General features: G+C 67.5%; 19 protein-coding genes. 9 read left to right on the plus strand and 10 right to left on the minus strand.

Translation table 11 applies throughout. From position 1 onward, the window contains the following. Positions 1-29: 29 nt before the first annotated feature. From HWX39_RS31450 to HWX39_RS31465, 4 genes are all read right to left on the minus strand, one after another. Positions 30-272: a hypothetical protein gene (locus tag HWX39_RS31450; protein ID WP_175971510.1), complete on the minus strand. Its 243-nt coding sequence runs from the start codon at positions 270-272 to the stop codon at positions 30-32. Between the two features lie 62 nt (positions 273-334). Further along, positions 335-1885: a sodium:solute symporter family protein gene (locus HWX39_RS31455; protein WP_175971511.1), complete on the minus strand. Its 1551-nt coding sequence runs from the start codon at positions 1883-1885 to the stop codon at positions 335-337. After that, entirely contained in the window at positions 1882-2124 is a 243-nt protein-coding gene (locus HWX39_RS31460; protein ID WP_011352801.1) for a DUF3311 domain-containing protein, read from the minus strand. The genes HWX39_RS31455 and HWX39_RS31460 overlap by 4 nt, the downstream gene beginning before the upstream one ends. 198 nt (positions 2125-2322) lie before the next feature. Further along, on the minus strand, positions 2323-3240 hold the full coding sequence (locus HWX39_RS31465; RefSeq protein ID WP_175971512.1) for a spermidine synthase: 918 nt from the start codon (positions 3238-3240) through the stop codon (positions 2323-2325). Positions 3241-3461: 221 nt separating this feature from the next. On the opposite strand from HWX39_RS31465, the gene HWX39_RS31470 reads away from it, so the two are divergent. Then, on the plus strand, positions 3462-3716 hold the full coding sequence (locus tag HWX39_RS31470; RefSeq protein WP_175971513.1) for a hypothetical protein: 255 nt from the start codon (positions 3462-3464) through the stop codon (positions 3714-3716). 19 nt (positions 3717-3735) lie between these two features. Here HWX39_RS31470 and HWX39_RS31475 read toward each other — a convergent pair whose 3' ends face one another. From HWX39_RS31475 to HWX39_RS31490, 4 genes are all read right to left on the minus strand, one after another. Further along, positions 3736-4212: a DNA-deoxyinosine glycosylase gene (locus HWX39_RS31475; protein ID WP_175971514.1), complete on the minus strand. Its 477-nt coding sequence runs from the start codon at positions 4210-4212 to the stop codon at positions 3736-3738. Then, positions 4212-4808, minus strand: a complete 597-nt coding sequence (locus HWX39_RS31480; RefSeq protein ID WP_175971539.1) for a chorismate lyase — start codon at positions 4806-4808, stop codon at positions 4212-4214. The genes HWX39_RS31475 and HWX39_RS31480 overlap by 1 nt, the downstream gene beginning before the upstream one ends. A gap of 8 nt (positions 4809-4816) precedes the next feature. Further along, entirely contained in the window at positions 4817-6715 is a 1899-nt protein-coding gene (htpG, locus tag HWX39_RS31485; RefSeq protein WP_175971515.1) for a molecular chaperone HtpG, read from the minus strand. 159 nt (positions 6716-6874) lie between these two features. Beyond that, a complete protein-coding gene (locus tag HWX39_RS31490; protein ID WP_175971516.1) occupies positions 6875-8335 on the minus strand; it encodes a PLP-dependent aminotransferase family protein in 1461 nt (486 codons plus the stop codon). Positions 8336-8565: 230 nt separating this feature from the next. On the opposite strand from HWX39_RS31490, the gene HWX39_RS31495 reads away from it, so the two are divergent. The 7 genes from HWX39_RS31495 to HWX39_RS31525 all read left to right on the plus strand — a co-directional run bounded on the left by HWX39_RS31495 (position 8566) and on the right by HWX39_RS31525 (position 16903). Further along, positions 8566-9258: a VOC family protein gene (locus HWX39_RS31495; RefSeq protein ID WP_175971517.1), complete on the plus strand. Its 693-nt coding sequence runs from the start codon at positions 8566-8568 to the stop codon at positions 9256-9258. Positions 9259-9313: 55 nt separating this feature from the next. Continuing rightward, positions 9314-10222 carry a DMT family transporter gene (locus tag HWX39_RS31500; protein ID WP_175971518.1) on the plus strand — a complete coding sequence of 303 codons (909 nt, stop codon included), beginning with the start codon at positions 9314-9316 and terminating at the stop codon, positions 10220-10222. A 151-nt stretch (positions 10223-10373) separates the two neighbouring features. Further along, positions 10374-11555, plus strand: coding sequence for a PLP-dependent aminotransferase family protein (locus HWX39_RS31505; protein ID WP_175971519.1), 1182 nt, complete (start codon positions 10374-10376; stop codon positions 11553-11555). A 42-nt stretch (positions 11556-11597) separates the two neighbouring features. Then, the gene (locus tag HWX39_RS31510) at positions 11598-12056 is read left to right on the plus strand and encodes a RidA family protein (RefSeq protein WP_006478174.1); all 459 of its coding nucleotides are present in this window, start codon (positions 11598-11600) and stop codon (positions 12054-12056) included. 13 nt (positions 12057-12069) lie between these two features. Then, positions 12070-12951, plus strand: a complete 882-nt coding sequence (locus HWX39_RS31515; RefSeq protein ID WP_175971520.1) for a PhzF family phenazine biosynthesis protein — start codon at positions 12070-12072, stop codon at positions 12949-12951. A 218-nt stretch (positions 12952-13169) separates the two neighbouring features. Then, the gene (locus tag HWX39_RS31520; protein ID WP_175971521.1) at positions 13170-15509 is read left to right on the plus strand and encodes an EAL domain-containing protein; all 2340 of its coding nucleotides are present in this window, start codon (positions 13170-13172) and stop codon (positions 15507-15509) included. Between the two features lie 185 nt (positions 15510-15694). Next, positions 15695-16903 (plus strand): chromate transporter, encoded by a 1209-nt coding sequence (locus tag HWX39_RS31525; protein WP_175971522.1) that lies wholly within the window; start codon positions 15695-15697, stop codon positions 16901-16903. A 61-nt stretch (positions 16904-16964) separates the two neighbouring features. Here HWX39_RS31525 and HWX39_RS31530 read toward each other — a convergent pair whose 3' ends face one another. Beyond that, positions 16965-17411, minus strand: coding sequence for a multidrug/biocide efflux PACE transporter (locus HWX39_RS31530; protein ID WP_175971523.1), 447 nt, complete (start codon positions 17409-17411; stop codon positions 16965-16967). 113 nt (positions 17412-17524) lie between these two features. Between HWX39_RS31530 and HWX39_RS31535 the strand changes: the two genes are divergently transcribed. Continuing rightward, positions 17525-18409, plus strand: a complete 885-nt coding sequence (locus HWX39_RS31535) for a LysR family transcriptional regulator (protein ID WP_175971524.1) — start codon at positions 17525-17527, stop codon at positions 18407-18409. Between the two features lie 53 nt (positions 18410-18462). Here the strand turns inward: HWX39_RS31535 and HWX39_RS31540 are convergent, their stop codons facing one another. Further along, positions 18463-18921: a CopD family protein gene (locus HWX39_RS31540; RefSeq protein WP_175971525.1), complete on the minus strand. Its 459-nt coding sequence runs from the start codon at positions 18919-18921 to the stop codon at positions 18463-18465. Positions 18922-19133 lie beyond the last annotated feature (212 nt).

Consider the following 19133-nt stretch of genomic DNA (forward strand, 5'->3'; position numbering starts at 1 on the left):
GCGCAGCCGCGGCGATCCGGGCGGGACCGTTACTTGCGCAGCACCTCCACCAGCGCCTGCTCGAGCGTGTCGTTCGGGCGGCACGCGACGCGCGCGCCCTTCTGCTTGCCGGCCGCATGGAACTGCGCAACCGCCGCCCACACTTCGTCGTACTTGCGATCGCCGATCACGATGCGCGATGCGGCGCCACCCTTTGACGCGCTGGACGCGCCGGACGCATCGTCGGCCGCGAAACGAGCACACGGCCACACGCGGCGTTCGCGGCGCACCATGCAAAACGCCCGCGATTTGCATCGCGGGCGTCGTGTCGAAACTGCGACAGAAGACCGGGGAATCAGCCCTCGACGACGTCGAGATAGTCCTCCGGCCGCGTGCGATCCTCAGCATGCGCCATGCCCATCACGCGCACCAGCACGCTCACCACCACGGCCACCACCAGGTTCACGATCAGCGACCACACGGCTGCATAGCCGGGAATCGCGAGGCCGAACAGGTGGATCGTGAAGATCGATCCGGCCAGCTTCAGCGAGATCGCCATCCACGTGCCGCACACGATGCCGGCCGCCCAGCCGGCCAGCAGGCCGCGATGGTCGAGCACGCGCGTGTACAGGCCGAGCACGATCGCGGGCAGCGTCTGGATGATCCAGATCCCGCCGAGCAGCTGCAACTGGATCGCATAGGTCAGCGGCAGTCCGAGAATGAACGCGACGGCGCCGACCTTCACGATCAGCGACACGAGCTTCGCGACGTGCGTTTCCTGCTCGTGCGACATGTTGCGGTTCACGAACTCGCGGTGAATGTTGCGCGTGTACAGGTTCGCGGCCGCGATCGACATGATGGCGGCCGGCACCAGCGCGCCGATGCCGATCGCCGCGAACGCGACGCCGACGAACCACGACGGGAAATACTGGAGGAACAACGCGGGCACCGCGAAGTTCGGGCCGAACGCCTTGAAGTACGGCGCGTACTGCGGCATGTCCTTCACGCCGGAAGCGAGCGCCATGTAGCCGAGCAGCGCGAGCAGTCCGAGCACGAACGAATACGCCGGCAGCATCGCCATGTTGCGGCGGATCGAGTTGCCGGACGACGACGACAGGATCGCCGTCACCGAGTGCGGATACAGGAACAGCGCAAGCGCCGAGCCGATCGCGAGCGTCGCGTACGCACTGTAGCCGTTCAGGCTCATCGCGTCGGGCGCCTTCAGCAGCAGCTTCGCGGGCGGCACGCTCGCGAAGATGTGCCCGAAGCCGCCGAGCTTCGCCGGGATCACGATGACCGCCGCGGCGATCGTGATGTAGATCAGGACGTCCTTGACGATCGCGATCATCGCGGGCGCGCGCAGGCCCGACGTGTACGTGTACGCGGCGAGGATCGCGAACGCGATGATCAGCGGCAGGTCGCCGACGAAACCGGTCGTATCGAAGCCGAGCGCGCCGATCACCACTTCGATGCCGACGAGTTGCAGCGCGATATACGGCATCGTCGCGACGATGCCCGTCACCGCGATCGCGAGCGCGAGCATCCGGCTGCCGTAGCGCGCGTTGACGAAGTCGGCGGCCGTCACGTAGCCGTGCCGCTTCGCGATGCTCCACAGCTTCGGGAACACGACGAACGCGAACGGATAGATCAGGATCGTGTACGGCAGCGCGAAGAAGCCCATCGCGCCGGCGCCGAATACGAGCGCGGGCACCGCGACGAACGTGTAGGCCGTATAGAGGTCGCCGCCGAGCAGGAACCACGTGACGATCGTGCCGAAGCGGCGGCCGCCGAGGCCCCATTCGTCGAGATGGGCGAGATCGCCGCGGCGCCAGTTCGCGGCCAGGAAACCGATGATCGTGACGCCGATGAACAGCAGGACGAAGACGAAGGTTGCACCGAGATTCATCGCGCACCTCCCTGCGGGCCGCTCGCCTTCCACGCGTTCTTGGTCTTGAAGTACACGAACGCCGTGATCACCGCGCTAATGAAGACCCAAAGCAGCTGGTACCAGTAGAAAAACGGAAAACCCAACCATTGCGGTTCGATCTTGCTGTACGACGGTACCCAGACCATCGCAATCAGCGGCAGCACCAGCAGCCAGAGCCAGCGCTTGGCGGCCCGGTTGGCGTCGGCATCGTGAGCCATGACGTCTCCTCTTCTATCCCGGTTATCGATCTTGTTGAGCGGGTACGGCGCCGAGAGGAGCGCAAAACGGGTAGGCTGCGGCTCCCCTGGCTTCGCGCCAGTATAGGAGCCGCCAGCACGCGGTCAAGCGGGGGCGAACCCGAGGTGATCCGCCCCTTGTCGCGAGGTTGCACCGGCATGCCGCCGGTGCACGAAGCGTCAGATCGCGAACGAGGTGTCGCGTGCGCCGGTCGTTTCTTTCAAAGCTTTCATCCACTTGCGTGCGGGCAGCTTCAGCGTGTCCTCGATCAGCTTCGCACGTTCGTCGAGCTGCGCGAACGACACGTCGAGCGCGGGGCCCGAGAACGCGATCGCGATCCGGTTGCCGTCATGCACTTCCGGCAGCGCGATCACGCGATGATCGAACGCCGCGTTCAGGTGCTTCATGTTGCGCACGAAGCTCGGATGATCGCCGAACAGGTTGATCGTCGCGATGCCCGCATCGGCGAGACAACCGCGCACCGCGCGGTAGAACGCGACGCTGTCGAGCACGGGGCCGCGCGCGGTCGCGTCGTACAGGTCGATCTGGATCGCGCCCGTCGTGCCGCGGTTGGCCGGATCGTTGACGAAATCCCAAGCGTCGGCTTCGTGCACGGCAAGACGTGCATCGTCGGGCGGCAGTGCGAACATCGTGCGCGCGGCGACGATCACGGCCGGGTTCAGCTCGACGGCCTCGACCTTCGCGTGCGGCAGGAAGCGATGCGAGAACTTGGTCAGCGCGCCGGTGCCGAGCCCGAGCTGGACGATCCGCCCGGGCGTTTCGAGGAACAGCAGCCACGCCATCATCTGTTGTGCGTACTCGAGCTCGATATGCAGCGGCTTCGAGATCCGCATCGCGCCCTGCACCCATTCGGTGCCGAAGTGCAGGAAGCGCACGCCGCCCTCTTCGGAGAACGTGACGGGCGCGAAGCGCGGCTTGCGCGGCGCTTCGAGCACGGGCACATCGTCGTGTTCGTCGATGTCCGGGCGGCGCTTCAAGCGCGGCGGCTGGAGTTTCTCGGAGCCGTTGTAGGCGGACGGCTTGCTGCGCTTGGACGCGCGCGCCTCGGCGGACGCGCGCTTGATCAGTCGGGTCATGTGTGAATCTCGCTGGGTGAAGCTGGTTTTAGCGGACGAGAGGATAGCATTGGCGACGATCCCGCCGCCGGACCGACACGCCTTCGCCACGTCCGCGCCATTGCCGTCGGATTCGTCACCACTCGCATGAAAGGACCTGGAGGTAGCCGTCGGCGCGCCATGCCTCGATCGGATTCGGCGCACAATGCGATCAGGTGTCCGCGCGGCGTCGAGGAGGTTCCATGGAGTCGATCCACAAGAAGATCTGGTTCCCGGCGAAACGCTACGGCTGGGGATGGGGGTTGCCGGTCGCGTGGCAAGGCTGGGTCGTCCTGCTGCTCTTTGTGCTCGGGATCGTCGCGGTTGCGACGCACGTCTCGCCCGCCCGGTCACCGCTGGCGTTCGCGGCATGCATCGTAGCGCTGGTGGCTGCGCTCACAGTCGTGTGCTGGCTGAAGGGCGACAAGCCGAAATGGCGCTGGGGCAAGGACGAATGAGGGACGATCCGTCAATGCGTCACGCGCGAATCCCGTGCCACTGCACCAGCTTCTGCTCGAACGTCAGCATCGCATTCGCCGGGCTCGACGAAGGCAGCACAAGCGTGTCGTACCCCGCCGCGCCGATCACCTCCGCAAACCGCCCCGCCGTCTTGCCGTTGAAGCAGACCTTCTTCAACAGCGGCGCATGCTCACGCAATGAGTCGAAGTCGTTCGGCTTCGCATTCCGAATCGCCGAATCGAGGCTGCCCTCGCGATGGCACGCGGCCAGTACGTCCCAGATGCCGATCCCGTGCGACAGCACGCATTCGAGCCGCGCGTCGTACGCGAGTTCGTGCAGCCCGTGCTCGCCGAGCACCGTGCCTAGCAGCCGCCAGAACTGGTTGCGCGGATGCGCGTAGTACTGCGCGGCATCCAGCGACGCCTCGCCCGGAAAGCTGCCGATGATCATCGTGTGCGTATTCGCCGTGACGACCGGCGGGAAACCCCGCAACATTACGCGCCTCCGCCCGGCCCGCCCGAGCGCGGCCCGTCGCCGTGCGCATCGAGATGGCGCCACAGCGCGGGCAGCATGCACTCGGTGACCATCAACGGCTTGCCGTGACGCTGGAACACCGAGCGCCGTGCGACGAACGCATGCGGCGCTCGCGCACCGCCAAGCGCATGGGTCGCCAGCGCATACAGCGGATGGCCGGCGATCACGCGCCGGCTGACGAGCGCCGAACGCTCGACCTGCGGATCGCTGTACAGCAGCTCCGCGAGCGGCCGCGTGCGCAGCCGCCGCATGGCCTGCCATACCCCCTTGCTGGCGGAAAGCGGCGCGATGCTGTGCGCGGCGACGAACGGCGCGCCGTCGACCGAGAGGATCACCTCGCGCACCCACATCGGCGCGCGCGGTGCACTGGCGACCGCGTCCGGCTCGTCGAACCACGGACAGTCGACGGCCTCGCGCGTCACGCGCACGCTCACGCGGCCGAGCCGCGCGAGGTGCGCGGTCAGCGATCCGCCGCGCGTCAGCCAGTCGCGCTGGTCGAGCGTGCAGCCAGGCCGCGGCGTCTCGCGCCAGCCGGCCTGACCGCCGTCGAATCGCAGGCGCGTCTTCACGCGGCGCGCGACAGCAGCAGCGCGTTGGTCCGCTTCACGAAGCTCGCCGGATCGTCGAGCATGCCGCCTTCGGCCAGCAGCGCCTGATCGAACAGCAGATGGCACCAGTCGCCGAAATCGGCGCTGTCTGCGTTCAACTGCTTCACGAGCGCGTGCTCCGGATTGATCTCGAGGATCGGCTGCATCGCCGGCGCGTTCTGGCCAGCCGCCTTCAGCATCCGCTGCAGGTAGCCGCTCATGTCGTTGTCGTCGGCAACGAGGCACGACGGCGAATCGGTCAGGCGGAACGTGACGCGCACTTCCTTCACCTTGTCGCCGAGCGCTTCCTTCATCTTCTCGACGACGGGCTTGATCGCCTCGCCCGCTTGTTCCTGCGCCTTCTTCTCTTCGTCGTTCAGCTCGCCGAGGTCGAGATCGCCGCGCGCGACGCTTGCGAGCGGCTTGCCGTCGAATTCATGCAGGAACGACAGCATCCATTCGTCGACGCGATCGGTCAGCAGCAGCACCTCGACACCCTTCTTGCGGAACACTTCGAGATGCGGGCTGTTCTTCGCCGCTTGCCACGTATCGGCCGTCACGTAGTAGATCTTGCTCTGCTCGGGCTTCATGCGCGACACGTAGTCGGCAAGCGACACGTCCTGCGCGTCGGTATCGCCGTGCGTCGACGCGAAGCGCAGCAGCTTCGCGATGCGCTCGCGGTTCGCGTGATCCTCGCCGAGGCCTTCCTTCAGCACCTGGCCGAATGCGCCCCAGAACGTCTTGTACTTTTCCTTGCCGGCATCCTCTTCCGCGTTCGCGAGCTCTTCGAGCATCGACAGCGCGCGCTTCGTCACGCCTTCGCGGATCGCCTTCACGTCGCGGCTTTCCTGCAGGATCTCGCGCGACACGTTCAGCGGCAGGTCGGCCGAATCGACGACGCCCTTCACGAAGCGCAGGTATTGGGGCAGCAGTTGCTCGGCGTCGTCCATGATGAACACGCGCTTCACGTACAGCTTCAGGCCGCCGCGATAGTCGCGGTTCCACAGGTCGAACGGTGCGTGCGACGGCACGAACAGCAGTTGCGTGTACTCGCTGCGGCCCTCGACGCGGTTATGCGTCCACGTGAGCGGATCCTGGTGGTCGTGCGCGATGTGCTGGTAGAACTGCGTGTACTGCTCGTCGGTGACGTCGCCCTTCGAACGCGTCCACAGTGCGCTCGCCTGGTTGACGGTCTCGCCCTCGTCCTTCAGGACCATCTCGCCCTTTTCCTGATCCCATTCTTCCTTCTGCATCAGGATCGGCAGCGCGATGTGGTCGGAGTACTTCTGGATGATCGACTTCAGGCGATGCGACGACAGCAGTTCGTCCTCGCCTTCGCGCAGGTGCAGCGTGATCGTCGTGCCGCGCTGCGCGCGCTCGATCGCGTCGATCGTGAAATCGCCTTCGCCCGCGCTTTCCCAGCGCACGGCCTCGCTCGCCGGCAGGCCCGCGCGACGCGTCTCGACGGTGATCTTGTCGGCGACGATGAAGCCCGAATAGAAACCGACACCGAACTGGCCGATCAGCGCCGCATCCTTCTGCTGGTCGCCGGACAGCTTCGTGAAGAATTCCTTGGTGCCCGAGCGCGCGATCGTGCCGAGGTTCGCGATGGCTTCATCGCGGCTCATGCCGATGCCGTTGTCGTCGATCGTGATCGTGCGCGCGGCCTTGTCGTAGCCGATGCGGATGCGCAGGTTCGGATCGTTTTCGTACAGCGCGTTGTCCGCGAGCCCCTCGAAACGCAGCTTGTCGGCCGCGTCGGACGCGTTCGACACCAGTTCGCGCAGGAAGATTTCCTTGTTGCTGTAGAGCGAATGGATCATCAGGTGGAGGAGTTGCTTGACCTCTGCCTGAAAGCTCATCGTTTCATGTGCCATGGATGCTGTTTCCTCTTACTTGAACTTGGATGGTGTGGCGCAGGCGGCCGGCGCGCGATGCCGCGAGGCCCGCGAACGGGCGACCGCCCGGCGCCGGCGGTTCGCGCGCCTATCTGGGGGCGGCACATGCGATTTCAAGGGCCGGCGTGCGGCGCCGCGTCACGACGCGCGTCGCACGGCCGAGTCGATATAGCGCGCGAGAAACCCCGGCAACGCCGGATCGCCGCAGTTCGCGACGTTGAAGCGCGTCCACGTCGACGACGACTGCTGCGGCGAAAACAGGCTGCCGGGCGTCAGCAGGAATCCCGCTTCGTGCGCGGCGGCCGCGAGCGCGTCCGAATCGACGCCCGTGTCGGCCCACAGGAACATCCCGGCCGCAGGCATCGTGAACAGCCCCAGCCCGGTGCGCTCCAGCATCCGCGCGGTCTTGTCGCGCACGCCGTCGAGCCGCGCGCGCAGCCGCTCGACATGGCGCCGGTAATGCCCTTCGGTCAGGATCTTGTACAGCACGCGCTCGTTGAGCTCGGGCGTCGTCATCCCGACCAGCATCTTCTGGTCGGTGATCGCCTTCGCGATCTCCGGCGCGCACGCGACGTAGCCGACCCGCAGGTTCGCGGCGAGCGTCTTCGAATAGCTGCCGAGGTAGATCACGCGCTTGAGCTGGTCGAGGCTCGCGAGGCACGTGGCCGGATAGCTCGGCGGGCACAGGTCGCCGTACACGTCGTCCTCGACGACGAGGAAGTCGTACGCCTCCGCGAGCTTCAGGATCCGGAACGCCTGCGCGGCCGACAGCGACGTGCCGGTCGGGTTCTGCAGCACCGAGTTGATCACGAGCATCTTCGGCCGCCACATCTGCACGAGCGTCTCGAGCGCGTCGAGATCGGGGCCGTCCGGCGTGTACGGCATCCCGACGAGCTGCGCGCCCTGCGCCGCGAAGCGGCCGAACATCTGGAACCACGCAGGATCGCCGACGATCACCGCATCGCCGGGCTTCACATAGATTCGCGAGATCAGGTCGATCGCCTGCGTGATCCCCGACACCAGCACGATCTGTTCGGGCTTCGCGCCGATCTCCACTTCGGCGAGGCGCGTCTGCAATTGCTGGCGCAGCGGCAGGAAGCCCTGCGCGGTGCCGAAGCCGAGCATCTGCGCGCCGGACTGGCGCCCCAGCGCGCGCAGCGCGCCGGTGATCAGCTCGCCGTCGAGCCAGCGGCCCGGCAAATAGCCGAGACCCGGCCCCTTTTCCGGGCTGACGGTGTGCAGCATGTTGCGCAGCAGCCAGACGACGTCGATCGTGTTGTGCACCGGCGCGGCCTCGGCCACGCGTGCGACGCTGTCGGCCAGCTGCGGGCCGGCGGCCGTGCGCTCGCGCACGTAGAAGCCCGAGCCGCGCCGCGAGTCGAGGTAGCCCTGTGCGACGAGGCGCTCGTAAGCCTCGACGACGGTGAAGCGCGACACGCTTTTGTCGAGCGCGAGCTTGCGGATCGACGGCATCCGCATGCCGGGCCGGAACACGCGTTCGTCGATGCGCCGCCGCGCCCACTGGACAAGCTGGTCGACGAGCGTGAGCGTGGCAGTGTCGTGCGGCACGGGAATCTGGGCGAGTGGGACGGTGGACATGGGCGGCAGCTCCAACTGTACCGAAGGCTATCGTGCCGATTGTACCGTTACTGTGCCGGTAGCGACGATTACAGTTGACCGGAATGGCGACGGTGCGGCCACCGTCTCGGCCCCGCCGCACCTGGCACCGCGCCCGCCGGCCTGCATTGCGGCCGGTACGCCGGCCGGTCCGGCCACCGCCCCGCGCGTCGCCTGCCCACCATGACACTTTCGCTTCCTGACCGACGTTCATGCCAGCCCGCTCCCTGACACTCGACCATCTCGTGATCGCCGCGCGCACGCTCGACGAAGGCGTACGCCATGTCGCCGACGCGCTCGGTATCGAACCGGCCGGCGGCGGCCGCCACCCGTTGATGCGGACCCACAATGCGCTGTTCGGCGCGTGGGGCGGGCTCTACCTCGAAGTGATCGCGATCGATCCCGATGCGCCGGCGCCGAACGACGGCGCGCAGCCGCCGCGCGCACGGCTGTTCGGGCTCGACGACCCGGCCATGCACGCGCGGCTCGCGCAAGGCCCATTTCTCGCGCACTGGGTCGCGCGCGTCGACCGTCCGCGCCAGCTCGCGCTGTGGCAGCGCCAGTATCCGGCGCGCATCCCGCCGGTCGTCGCGATGCGGCGCGGCGACCTGAGCTGGGGCCTCACGGTGCCCGATGACGGCACGTTCCCCGCATGGCAAGGCGCAGGCGATGGCCTCCTGCCGTCGCTGATCCAGTGGGACAGCGCGCGCCACCCGGCCGAATCGCTGCCGGGCGACGGCGTCGCGCTGACGGCGCTCAAGGGCACCCACCCGCATGCGGACGCGATCCGCAAGCAGCTCGACTGGCTCGGCGCCGCCCACCTGCTCGACCTCGAAGCCGCCGACGGCCCGCCCGCGCTGGTCGCCGAATTCGACACGCCGCAGGGCGCGCGCACGCTGCGCTGAGCGCCTCGCCGCCCCTTCGACTACACCGACACTGCAACACGGAGACACCCACGACATGAATTCGCGCGAAACCCGGGGCATGCTGCTCGGCCTCATCGGCGTGATGATCTTCAGCCTGACGCTGCCGATGACGCGTATCGTCGTCTCCGAACTCCATCCGCTGCTCAACGGGCTCGGCCGCGCGCTCGCCGCCGCGGTGCCGGCGGGCCTGCTGCTGTGGTGGCGCCGCGAGCCGCTGCCGACCCGCGCGCAGCTGAAAAGCCTCGCGATCACGTCGGCTGGCGTGATCATCGCGTACCCGGTGTTCTCCGCGTGGGCGATGAAAACGGTCCCGGCCTCGCACGGCGCGGTGGTCAACGGCCTGCAGCCGCTGTTCGTCGCGCTGTACGCGGCCTGGCTGTCGCACGAGCGGCCGTCGAAGGCGTTCTGGGCCAGCGCGGTGGCCGGCAGCGCGCTCGTGATCGCGTTCGCGCTGCGCGACGGCGGCGGCACCGTGCAGGCCGGCGACGCGCTGATGCTCGTCGCGGTCGGCATCGGCGCGCTCGGTTATGCGGAAGGCGCGCGCCTCGCGCGCCAGATCGGCGGCTGGCAGGTGATCTGCTGGGCGCTCGTCGTGTCCGCGCCATTCCTCGTGCTGCCGGTCGGCTGGCTCGCGTGGATGCAGCATGCCGCGCATCCGGGCCCGCTCGCACTGCGCACGTGGCTCGCATTCGGCTACGTGACCCTCTTTTCGCAATTCATCGGCTTTTTCGCGTGGTATGCGGGGCTCGCGATGGGCGGCATCGCGCGCGTCGGCCAGGTGCAACTGCTGCAGATTTTCTTCACGATCGCCTTTTCCGCGCTGCTGTTCGGCGAAACGGTGACGCCGTCGACGTGGCTGTTCGCCGCCGCGGTGATCGCCACCGTGGTGCTCGGGCGCCGCTCGGCGGTCGCCGCCGCCCCGCAACCGGCTCGCGCCGGCTGAACAGCTGCGCCATAATGGACGTTTTGCCTGATCGGTTTGCCCACCCGGCCGCGAAGGCTCGATCGCGCTCGTGCCTGCCCACCCGGCGGCGTCGAAGCGATTTGCCCGAACGACCTTTCTTGACTGACCACGATATCCGAACGAGGAGACTATGAATCCGAGCGACCTGCATCCGCCGCACTGGCAGCTTTCCGAACGCGCACGCAAGCTGACGAGCTCTGCGATCCGCGAAATCCTGAAGGTCACGGAACGCCCCGAGGTCATCTCGTTCGCCGGCGGCCTGCCCGCCCCTGCCACGTTCCCGGCCGAGCGCATGCGCGCGGCCGCCGATCGCGTGCTGCGCGACGCGCCGGCCGCCGCGCTCCAGTACAGCGCGACCGAAGGCTACCTGCCGCTGCGCGAATGGATCGCCGAGCGCTACAGCGTGCGCGTGTCGCAGGTGCTGATCACGACCGGCTCGCAGCAGGCGCTCGACCTGCTCGGCAAGGCGCTCGTCGATCCGGGCAGCCCGATCCTCGTCGAAACCCCGACCTACCTCGGCGCGCTGCAGTCGTTCTCGCTGTACGAACCGCGCTACGTGCAGGTGCCGACCGACGAGCAGGGCCTGCTGCCGGACGGCCTCACGCCCGAACTCACGCAAGGCGCGCGCCTGCTGTACGCGCAGCCGAACTTCCAGAACCCGACCGGCCGCCGCCTGCCCGTCGAGCGCCGCCGCGCGCTTGCCGCGTTCGCGCAGTCGAGCCCGTTCCCGGTGCTGGAAGACGATCCGTACGGCGCGCTGAACTACCGCGGCGAGCCGCTGCCGACGATGCTGTCGATGGCGCCGGACCACATCGTGCACCTCGGTACGTTCTCGAAGGTGCTCGCGCCGGGCCTGCGGATCGGGTACATCATCGCGCCCGAGGAACTCCACTTCAAGCTCGTGCAGGCCAAGCAGGCCACCGACCTGCACACGCCGACGCTCACGCAGCGCATCGCGCACGAAGTGATCAAGGACGGCTTCCTCGACGAGCACATCCCGACGATCCGCGAGCTGTACAGCGCGCAGTGCGACGCGATGCTCGGCGCGCTCGAGCGCCACATGCCGGCAGGCGTCACGTGGAACCGCCCGGAAGGCGGGATGTTCATCTGGGTGAACCTGCCGGGGCAGATCGACAGCATGAAGCTGCTCGCCGCGGCCGTCGACAACCACGTCGCGTTCGTGCCGGGCGCGCCGTTCTTCGCGGACAACGCGCAGCAGAACACGCTGCGCCTGTCGTTCGTGACGGTGCCGCCCGAGAAGATCGAGGAAGGCGTCGCGCGCCTCGGCAAGCTGCTGCGCGAGCGCCTCTGATCCCCTTTTTCCTGTCACGACCCTTTACGAGGAATCGAACACATGGCTAACGTCTACGACAAGCTGAAGTCGCTCGGCATCGAGCTCCCGACCGCCGGTGCACCGGCCGCCGCCTACGTGATGAGCGCACAAAGCGGCAACACGGTCTACCTGTCGGGCCACATCGCGAAGAAGGACGGCAAGGTCTGGGCCGGCAAGCTCGGCGCGGATCTGCAGACGGAAGACGGCAAGGCCGCCGCCCGCTCGATCGCGATCGACCTGCTCGCGACGCTGCACGCCCACACCGGCGACCTGAACAAGGTCACGCGCATCGTCAAGCTGATGAGCCTCGTCAACTCGACGCTCGACTTCACCGAACAGCACGTCGTGACGAACGGCGCGTCGGAACTGATCGCGGAAGTGTTCGGCGACGCAGGCAAGCACGCGCGCTCGGCGTTCGGCGTTGCGCAGATCCCGCTCGGCGCGTGCGTCGAAATCGAACTGATCGCCGAAGTTGCGTAACGGACGCACCGTGATGTCCGGTCATCGGGTCCGCTTCAAGCAGGTCGACGTGTTCACGTCGGTGCCGTTCAAGGGCAACGCGCTCGCCGTGGTGTTCGACGCCGATTCGCTCGGCGACGCCGACATGCTCGCCATCGCCCGCTGGACGAACCTGTCGGAAACGACGTTCGTCTGCACGCCGACCGATCCGGAAGCCGACTACCGCGTCCGGATCTTCACGACGGAGGGCGAGCTGCCGTTCGCCGGCCACCCGACGCTGGGCACCGCGCATGCGTTCCTGGAAAGCGGCGCACAGCCGCGCACGCCGGGCCGGCTGATCCAGCAGTGCGGGGTCGGCCGGGTCGCGCTGCGCGAGCAGGCCGACGGCTGGGCGTTCGCCGCGCCGCCGGCCCGCGTCACGCCGCTCGACCGTTCGGACTACGCGGCACTGGCTGCCGCGTTGCGCAGCGACGCGCTCGATCTGGATGCCGAGCCTTGCGCGGTCGACAACGGCGCACCGTGGCTGGTCGTGCGGCTGAAGTCGGCAGACGCCTGCCTCGGCCTGACGCCCGATCCGGCCGCGCTGGCGGCGCTCACGCGCCGCTACGACACAGACGGCGTCGCGCTCTACGCGCCGCACGCCGAAGGCGGCCCCGCGACGTTCGAAATCCGCTGCCTGATGACGGGCGGCAACTTCGGCTTCGGCGAGGATCCCGTCACCGGCAGCGCAAACGCCGCGCTCGCCGGGTTGCTGACGCGGCAGGAACGCCGCCCCGGCCAGTCGTATACGGCCCGCCAGGGTACGGCGATCGGCCGCGACGGCCGCATCTTCGTCAGCTACGACGAAGACGGCACCACGTGGGTCGGCGGCCATGTCGTCACGGTCGTCGACGGCACCTTCCTGTCACCCGCCTGACATTTCGCGATGTGCGACGGCGCCGGTCCGTCCGGCGCCGCCTACGATTTGCCCGGCTATCGCAAAAACGTTCCAGCCAGTAATATCGGGCCTAATCCGTTGTTTCGGAGGTCTGTCCATGGTTGCGTGTCCCGCGAACGAACAGACGTCGGGACAACCCGAACCATAGCCAGCCATCCGGACGGATGGCGCACGCGAGCAGGACGCCACCCTCTTCGATGAGCTCCGCCCGGTCCAACCACACGCCGCCGACCCGGCCGCTACGCGCGCCGCGCAGATCGCGCCGGCGTGCGCTATTTGCGATCCCGCTGCTCGGGATGCTGGCGCTTGCGCTGCTGTGGGCCGTGATCATCGCGCGTCTGTCGGTGGAAAAGGACAGCGCGTACAAGGAAGCGGCGGCTTCCGCGGCGATCCTGTCCTCCGCGCTCGAGCAGCATACGGTCAAGGCGATCCACCAGGTCGACCAGATCACCCGCTTCGTCAAGTTCGAATTCGAGAAGTCGCCGGCCCGCTTCAACCTCGCCAGCGCCGTCGAGAAAGGCGTCGTGCCGAGCGACACGCTGATCCAGGTGTCGCTCGTCAACGCGAAGGGCATCCTGTTCGCGAACACGGCCGAGCTTCACCCGCAGCCGATCAACCTGTCCGACCGCGAGCACTTCAAGGTCCACCTCGCGCACAACGACGACCGCCTGTTCATCAGCAAGCCCGTGCTCGGCCGCGTGTCGAGCCACTGGACGCTGCAGATGACGCGGCGCCTGAACAACCCGGACGGCAGCTTCGCGGGCATCGTCGTCGTGTCGGAAGACCCGAGCTATTTCACGAACGACTTCTACAACAACGCGGCGATCGGCAAGGAAGGCGTGATCGCGGTCGTGTCCGACACGGGCGCCGTGCTCGCGCGGCGCACGGGCTCGCTCAGCAACGCACCCGGCGCGTTTTCGGCGTCGGGCGTCTACCCGATCGCCGAGCGCGTGACGGGCACGATCATCGACCCGATCGACGGCGTGACGCGCATCGTGTCGTACCGCCACCTCGACGGCTACCCGCTCGCGGTGATGGTCGGGCTGTCGCAAACCGAGGAATTCGCGGACTACTACCACACGCGCAACGTCTACCTGCTGATGACGAGCTTCATCACGCTCGCGATGCTTGCGTTCTTCGGCGTCGCAACGGGCCTGATCGGCAAGCTGCTCGGCCGTGAGCGCGAAATGACGCAGCTCGCCGAATACGACCTGCTCACCGGCCTCGCGAACCGCTACGCGACGCTGCGCGGGCTGCGCAACGACGTGTCGATGCCGACGAGCCTGTCGCGGCTCGGGCTGCTGTTCATCGATCTCGACAACTTCAAGACCGTCAACGACACGCTCGGCCACAACGCCGGCGACATCGTGCTGCAGATGACCGCGTCGCGCCTGTCCGATGCGGTCGGAGACGAAGGCTCGCTCGCGCGCATCGGCGGCGACGAATTCGTCGTCGTGATGAAGGGCGACGACGTCGAGCGGCGCGCGGTGCGACTCGCGGAGGCGATCATCCGGATGTTCGGCGACCCGTTCGACGTGCGCGGCAGCTCGTTCGTGCTGCATGCGAGCATCGGCATCGCGCTGCACTCCGTCGCGAACGAAAGCGAGATCGACCTGCTGAAGAAGGCCGACCTGGCGATGTACAGCGCGAAGGACGCCGGCAAGAACTGTTACCAGTTCTATGCGCCGCACCTGTCGCACCGCGCCGACCACCTGATGCGCTGGGAACAGCAACTGCGCGTCGCGCTCGCCGAGGGGCAGCTGTTCCTCGCGTACCAGCCGAAGATCGACCTCACGCACCGCCACATCACCGGCTTCGAGGCGCTCGCGCGCTGGGATCACCCCGAGCACGGGATCATCTCCGCGAACGAATTCATTTCGATCGCCGAATCGACCGGCCTGATCGTGCCGATCGGCGACTTCGTGATCCGCACCGCGTGCGAGCAGATCGCGCGCTGGCGCGACGAGGGCCACGACACGCTGACGCTCGCGGTCAACATCTCGCCCGTGCAGTTCTGGCGCGGCGACCTGATCGAGACGATCTCGCGCACGCTGCAGGAAACCGGCATCGACGCGAACCGGCTCGAAATCGAGATCACCGAAACCGCGATGATGGAATATCCGGAGCTCGTGTCCGAGAAGATCGTCGCACTGAAGAAACTCGGTATCCGGATCGCACTCGACGATTTCGGCACCGGCTATTCGTCGCTGTCGTACCTGCACCGCTTCTCCGTCGACACGCTGAAGGTCGACCGCTCGTTCGTGCAGGCCATCCCGAACGACCGCAGCGTATGCGTGATGGTGTCGTCGATCGTGCATCTCGCGCGCTCGCTTGGCCTGACCGTCGTCGTCGAAGGCACGGAAACCGAGGAGCAGATCACGTGGCTGGCCGCGCTCGGCGAGATCGAGGCGCAGGGCTTCCTGTTCTCGCGACCGGTGCCGGCCGACGCGATTCCTGCGCTGATCGCGCGCTTCGGCGTTCGCGGCGACTCGCCGAACGTGATCGCGCACCGCGCGACCGGCAGCACGGGCGCGTAAGCGCCCCGCGGCCGTGGCGCGCCGTCATTGTTTCGTTTTCCGATCCGATTGCCTGGTTCATGAACTAGCGTTTTCGCGCATGGCAGTGTCACGGTGCGCGGCGGACAATCGGGAGGGCCAAGGTGTCGGCGGGCCGCCGGCATGGCCACACGCGAGAGATCGGGCCCCTTGCCCACACCACCAACATGACCACCGTCGAAATCGAAGCGACCGATGATGTCGAACAGGCGCAGGCTTCCCTGTGGGACCTGTTCAAGGTCGTCGCCAGCATTTCGGCGGTTTCGTGGGGCGGGCTGTCGATGATGGCGCAGCTCGAACGCCACTACGTGGAACGGCTGCGGCGCATCGAGCCCAACGTATTCGGCGATCTCGTCGCGCTTGCCTGGCTGGTGCCGGGCCCCGTCGGCTGCAACGTTGCGGTGCAGGTCGGCCAGATCCTGCACGGCCGCGTCGGCGCGTGGATCGCCGGCATCGCCAGCGTGCTGCCGTTCTCCATCCTGATGACGCTGTTCGCGATCTTCTATCGCACGCCGCTCGTGCGCTCGCTGGCCGCGCCGATGCTGATCAATCACTTCGGGATGGTGCTCGCCGCGCTGATCGGCGTCACGTGGGCCAAGCAGCTGCGCTCGCTCGCGCGCACGCGGCGCGAACAACTGATCGCCGCACTGTCGACGATTCTGCTCGCTTTCGCGCATAATGCGGCCGCTTTCGTCGGGATTCTCTTCGCGGCATTCGCGGCGGGCTGGCTGACGGGACCGCCGCAACGCGACGCAGTCGATTTCACGCTGTCGACCCGCGACCGCAACCTGCTCGTGCTGCTCGGCGTGCTCGTCACGCTGTTCGCGGTGCCGCTGCCCGGCGATTACCAGGCGACGCTGCTGTGGCCTCGCCTCGCCGGCGCCGGCATGACGCTGTTCGGCGGCGGCTTTTCCGCGCTGCCCGTGCTCAAGACGTTGTTCGTCACGCCCGCAACGGGCATCTCCGATCACGACTTCACGCTTGCGTTCGCACTGTCCCCTGTCGCGCCGGGACCGCTGCTGAACGTCGTGCCGTTTCTCGGCTACCTGACCGACGGCTGGGTCGGCGCGCTGCTCGCGACGGCCGCGCTGTTCATTCCGTCGGGGTGCCTCGTCGTGTTTGCGCAGAACCACCTGTTCCGGCTCAAGCGCCACTCGCGCTTCGAGCACGGGATGCGCCTGCTGCGTGCCGCGACGACGGGCTTTCTCGTCGTCGCCGTCGTGAAGATCCTGTACCGCGAACCAGCCGACCCCGTTTACTGGCTGACGGGCGCGTTCGCGACGCTATGCTTTGCGCGCTTCAAGGTGCCCGTCTATGCCGTGTACGGCACGGTCGCGGTTGCGTGCGGCGTGTGGCTGCTGGCCGCCGCGCGCTGACGGGCGACCGCCGCCGCCCCGCCGGGTGCTACCGGCATTCGCCCCTCTCGCCCGTGCGTCTTCAACCTGCCTGCACCGCGACCCGGCGCGCCATCCAGCGGGCGCGCAACGCGTCGTACGCGAGGTTGAAGCAGAACGTGTAAGGCAGGAAGAACAGCACGATGCCGAGGTCGAGCAGCAGCGCCTCGACGAGGCTCACGTTCAGCCACCACGCGGCTACCGGCACCACCATCGCGACGAGGCCGAGCTCGAACATGACCGCATGCGCGATCCGCATGCCGAGCGTGCGCTTCAATCCCGCCCGCCGCTCGAAGCGGTCGAACAGCGTGTTGAACGCCATATTCCACGCCATCGCGATCAGCGACACCATCACCGTCAGCACGCCAACGTGCGCCACCGGCATGTCGAGCAGCCACGCGCCGATCGGCGCGCACAGCGCGATCGCAACCAGCTCGAACGTCAGTGCATGCAGCAGCCGTTCCGTCACCGTTTTGTTGACCTGTTTCATGATTCCCTCCGATTCGTGTACTTCACTGATGGCAGCCATTTTGATCGGCGAAACCGTGTGAATCCAGTTTGATATCATCGGTTTCACCGATATATCGCCATCCGGAGCGCCGCATGCGCCATACACCCGAAGCCCTGCTCGCATTCGCCGAAGCCGCCTCGCTCGGCTCGTTCACGGCCGCTGCGCGCAAGCTCGGCAAGCGCCAGTCGACCGTGTCGGAGGCGATCGCGAACCTCGAGATCGATCTCGGCGTGCAGTTGTTCGACCGCTCGACGCGCGCGCCGACGCTGACCGACGCCGGGCGCGCACTGTTGCCGCAAGTGCAGCGCGCGCTCGAAGCCGGCGCGGCGATCGACCGCACGGCCGCGCGGCTGGCGCGTGGCGAAGAAGCACGGCTGACGCTGGTCGTATCGGATACGTACCAGTCGAAGCGCTACGAGGAAACGTTGCTGGCGCTCGAACAGCGCTTTCCGGCGCTCGAGCTCGAATGCCAGATCGCCGAGCACGACGACGTGCTCGACCTGATCCAGCAGGGGCGCGCGCAGCTCGGGCTGATGGCCGCGCGGGCGAGCTACCCGGCCGATATCGGCGCGGCGACGATCGCGGAGGAGTCGGAGATCGGGCTGTTCGTCGGCCGCACGCACGCGCTCGCCGCATACGGCGATGCCGACGTGCCGCACGCCGCGCTGCGCGACGTGCGCGAACTGCGCCTCAATACCTATGTGAAAACGGAAGGCCGCGGCGCCGACGACCGGATCGTCGTCGGCACGCAGCACTGGCTGGCGCCGAGCTACCTGATGCTGCTGGAGATGGCCGTGCTGGGATTCGGCTGGGCCGAACTGCCGCGCTGGATGGTCGACCACTTTGCGCGCGATCGCCTGTGCGAGCTGTGTGCACGCGGCTGGCCTCGCCGCGTACGGGTCGATGCGGTCTGGTCGCGCAACCGGCCGCTCGGCCCGGTCGGCTCATGGCTGCTCGATGCGATGCTGGCCGCGTAACAGCGCTTGCCGGTGCAGCGGCGGCTGCACGCGAGCCGGCCAGCCCCGGTCGATCAGAACCCGCGCGACAGCACCGCCGCGCCGATCGTGACGACGCCGAGCACGAGGTTCACGAGGACGAGCAAGCGCACCGTATTCACCGCGCGCGCGCCGTCCGGCCACTTCTGTGCCTGCACGGCACGGCGGATGCGTGGGAACAGCGCGAACCGGATATACCCGAAGATCAGCATCATCACGACGCCGAGCCCGGCCATCGCGTGCAGCGACCACGTCGCGTGCGCGCCGCCGAATTCCACGAGCAGGAAGCCGCCGGACAGCAGGATCACGATCACGGAACCCGAAACCCAGTTGAAGAAGCGGCCGAACACGCCTTCGATCAGCGGCAACCGAAGCTGCGGCGACAGGTCGGACAGCGCCGGACGCAGGCAGAAGTTGGCGAAGACCATCCCGCCCACCCACACGGCGACGGCCAGCAGATGAAGAAACAGCGCGACGGAGACAGCATGGGACATGACGGCGATCCTGTGAGGAGTTGGGTGCGGCGAACGGCCGCGTCGCACGCGGCTCAAGCGACGTTCGACCGGATTGTCGCTGTACGGTTCAGACCCCAGGCGCGATTTCACAGTATTTTGCAAGTTCCGCGCGACAGCGCCACACTTGCTTACCCGAATCGTCCCTCCAAAAGGAAAGGCCGCACGTCCGCCGAAGCGGAGGTGCGGCCTTC

The organism is Burkholderia sp. BCC0322, from assembly GCF_902833045.1.
Lineage (GTDB): Bacteria > Pseudomonadota > Gammaproteobacteria > Burkholderiales > Burkholderiaceae > Burkholderia.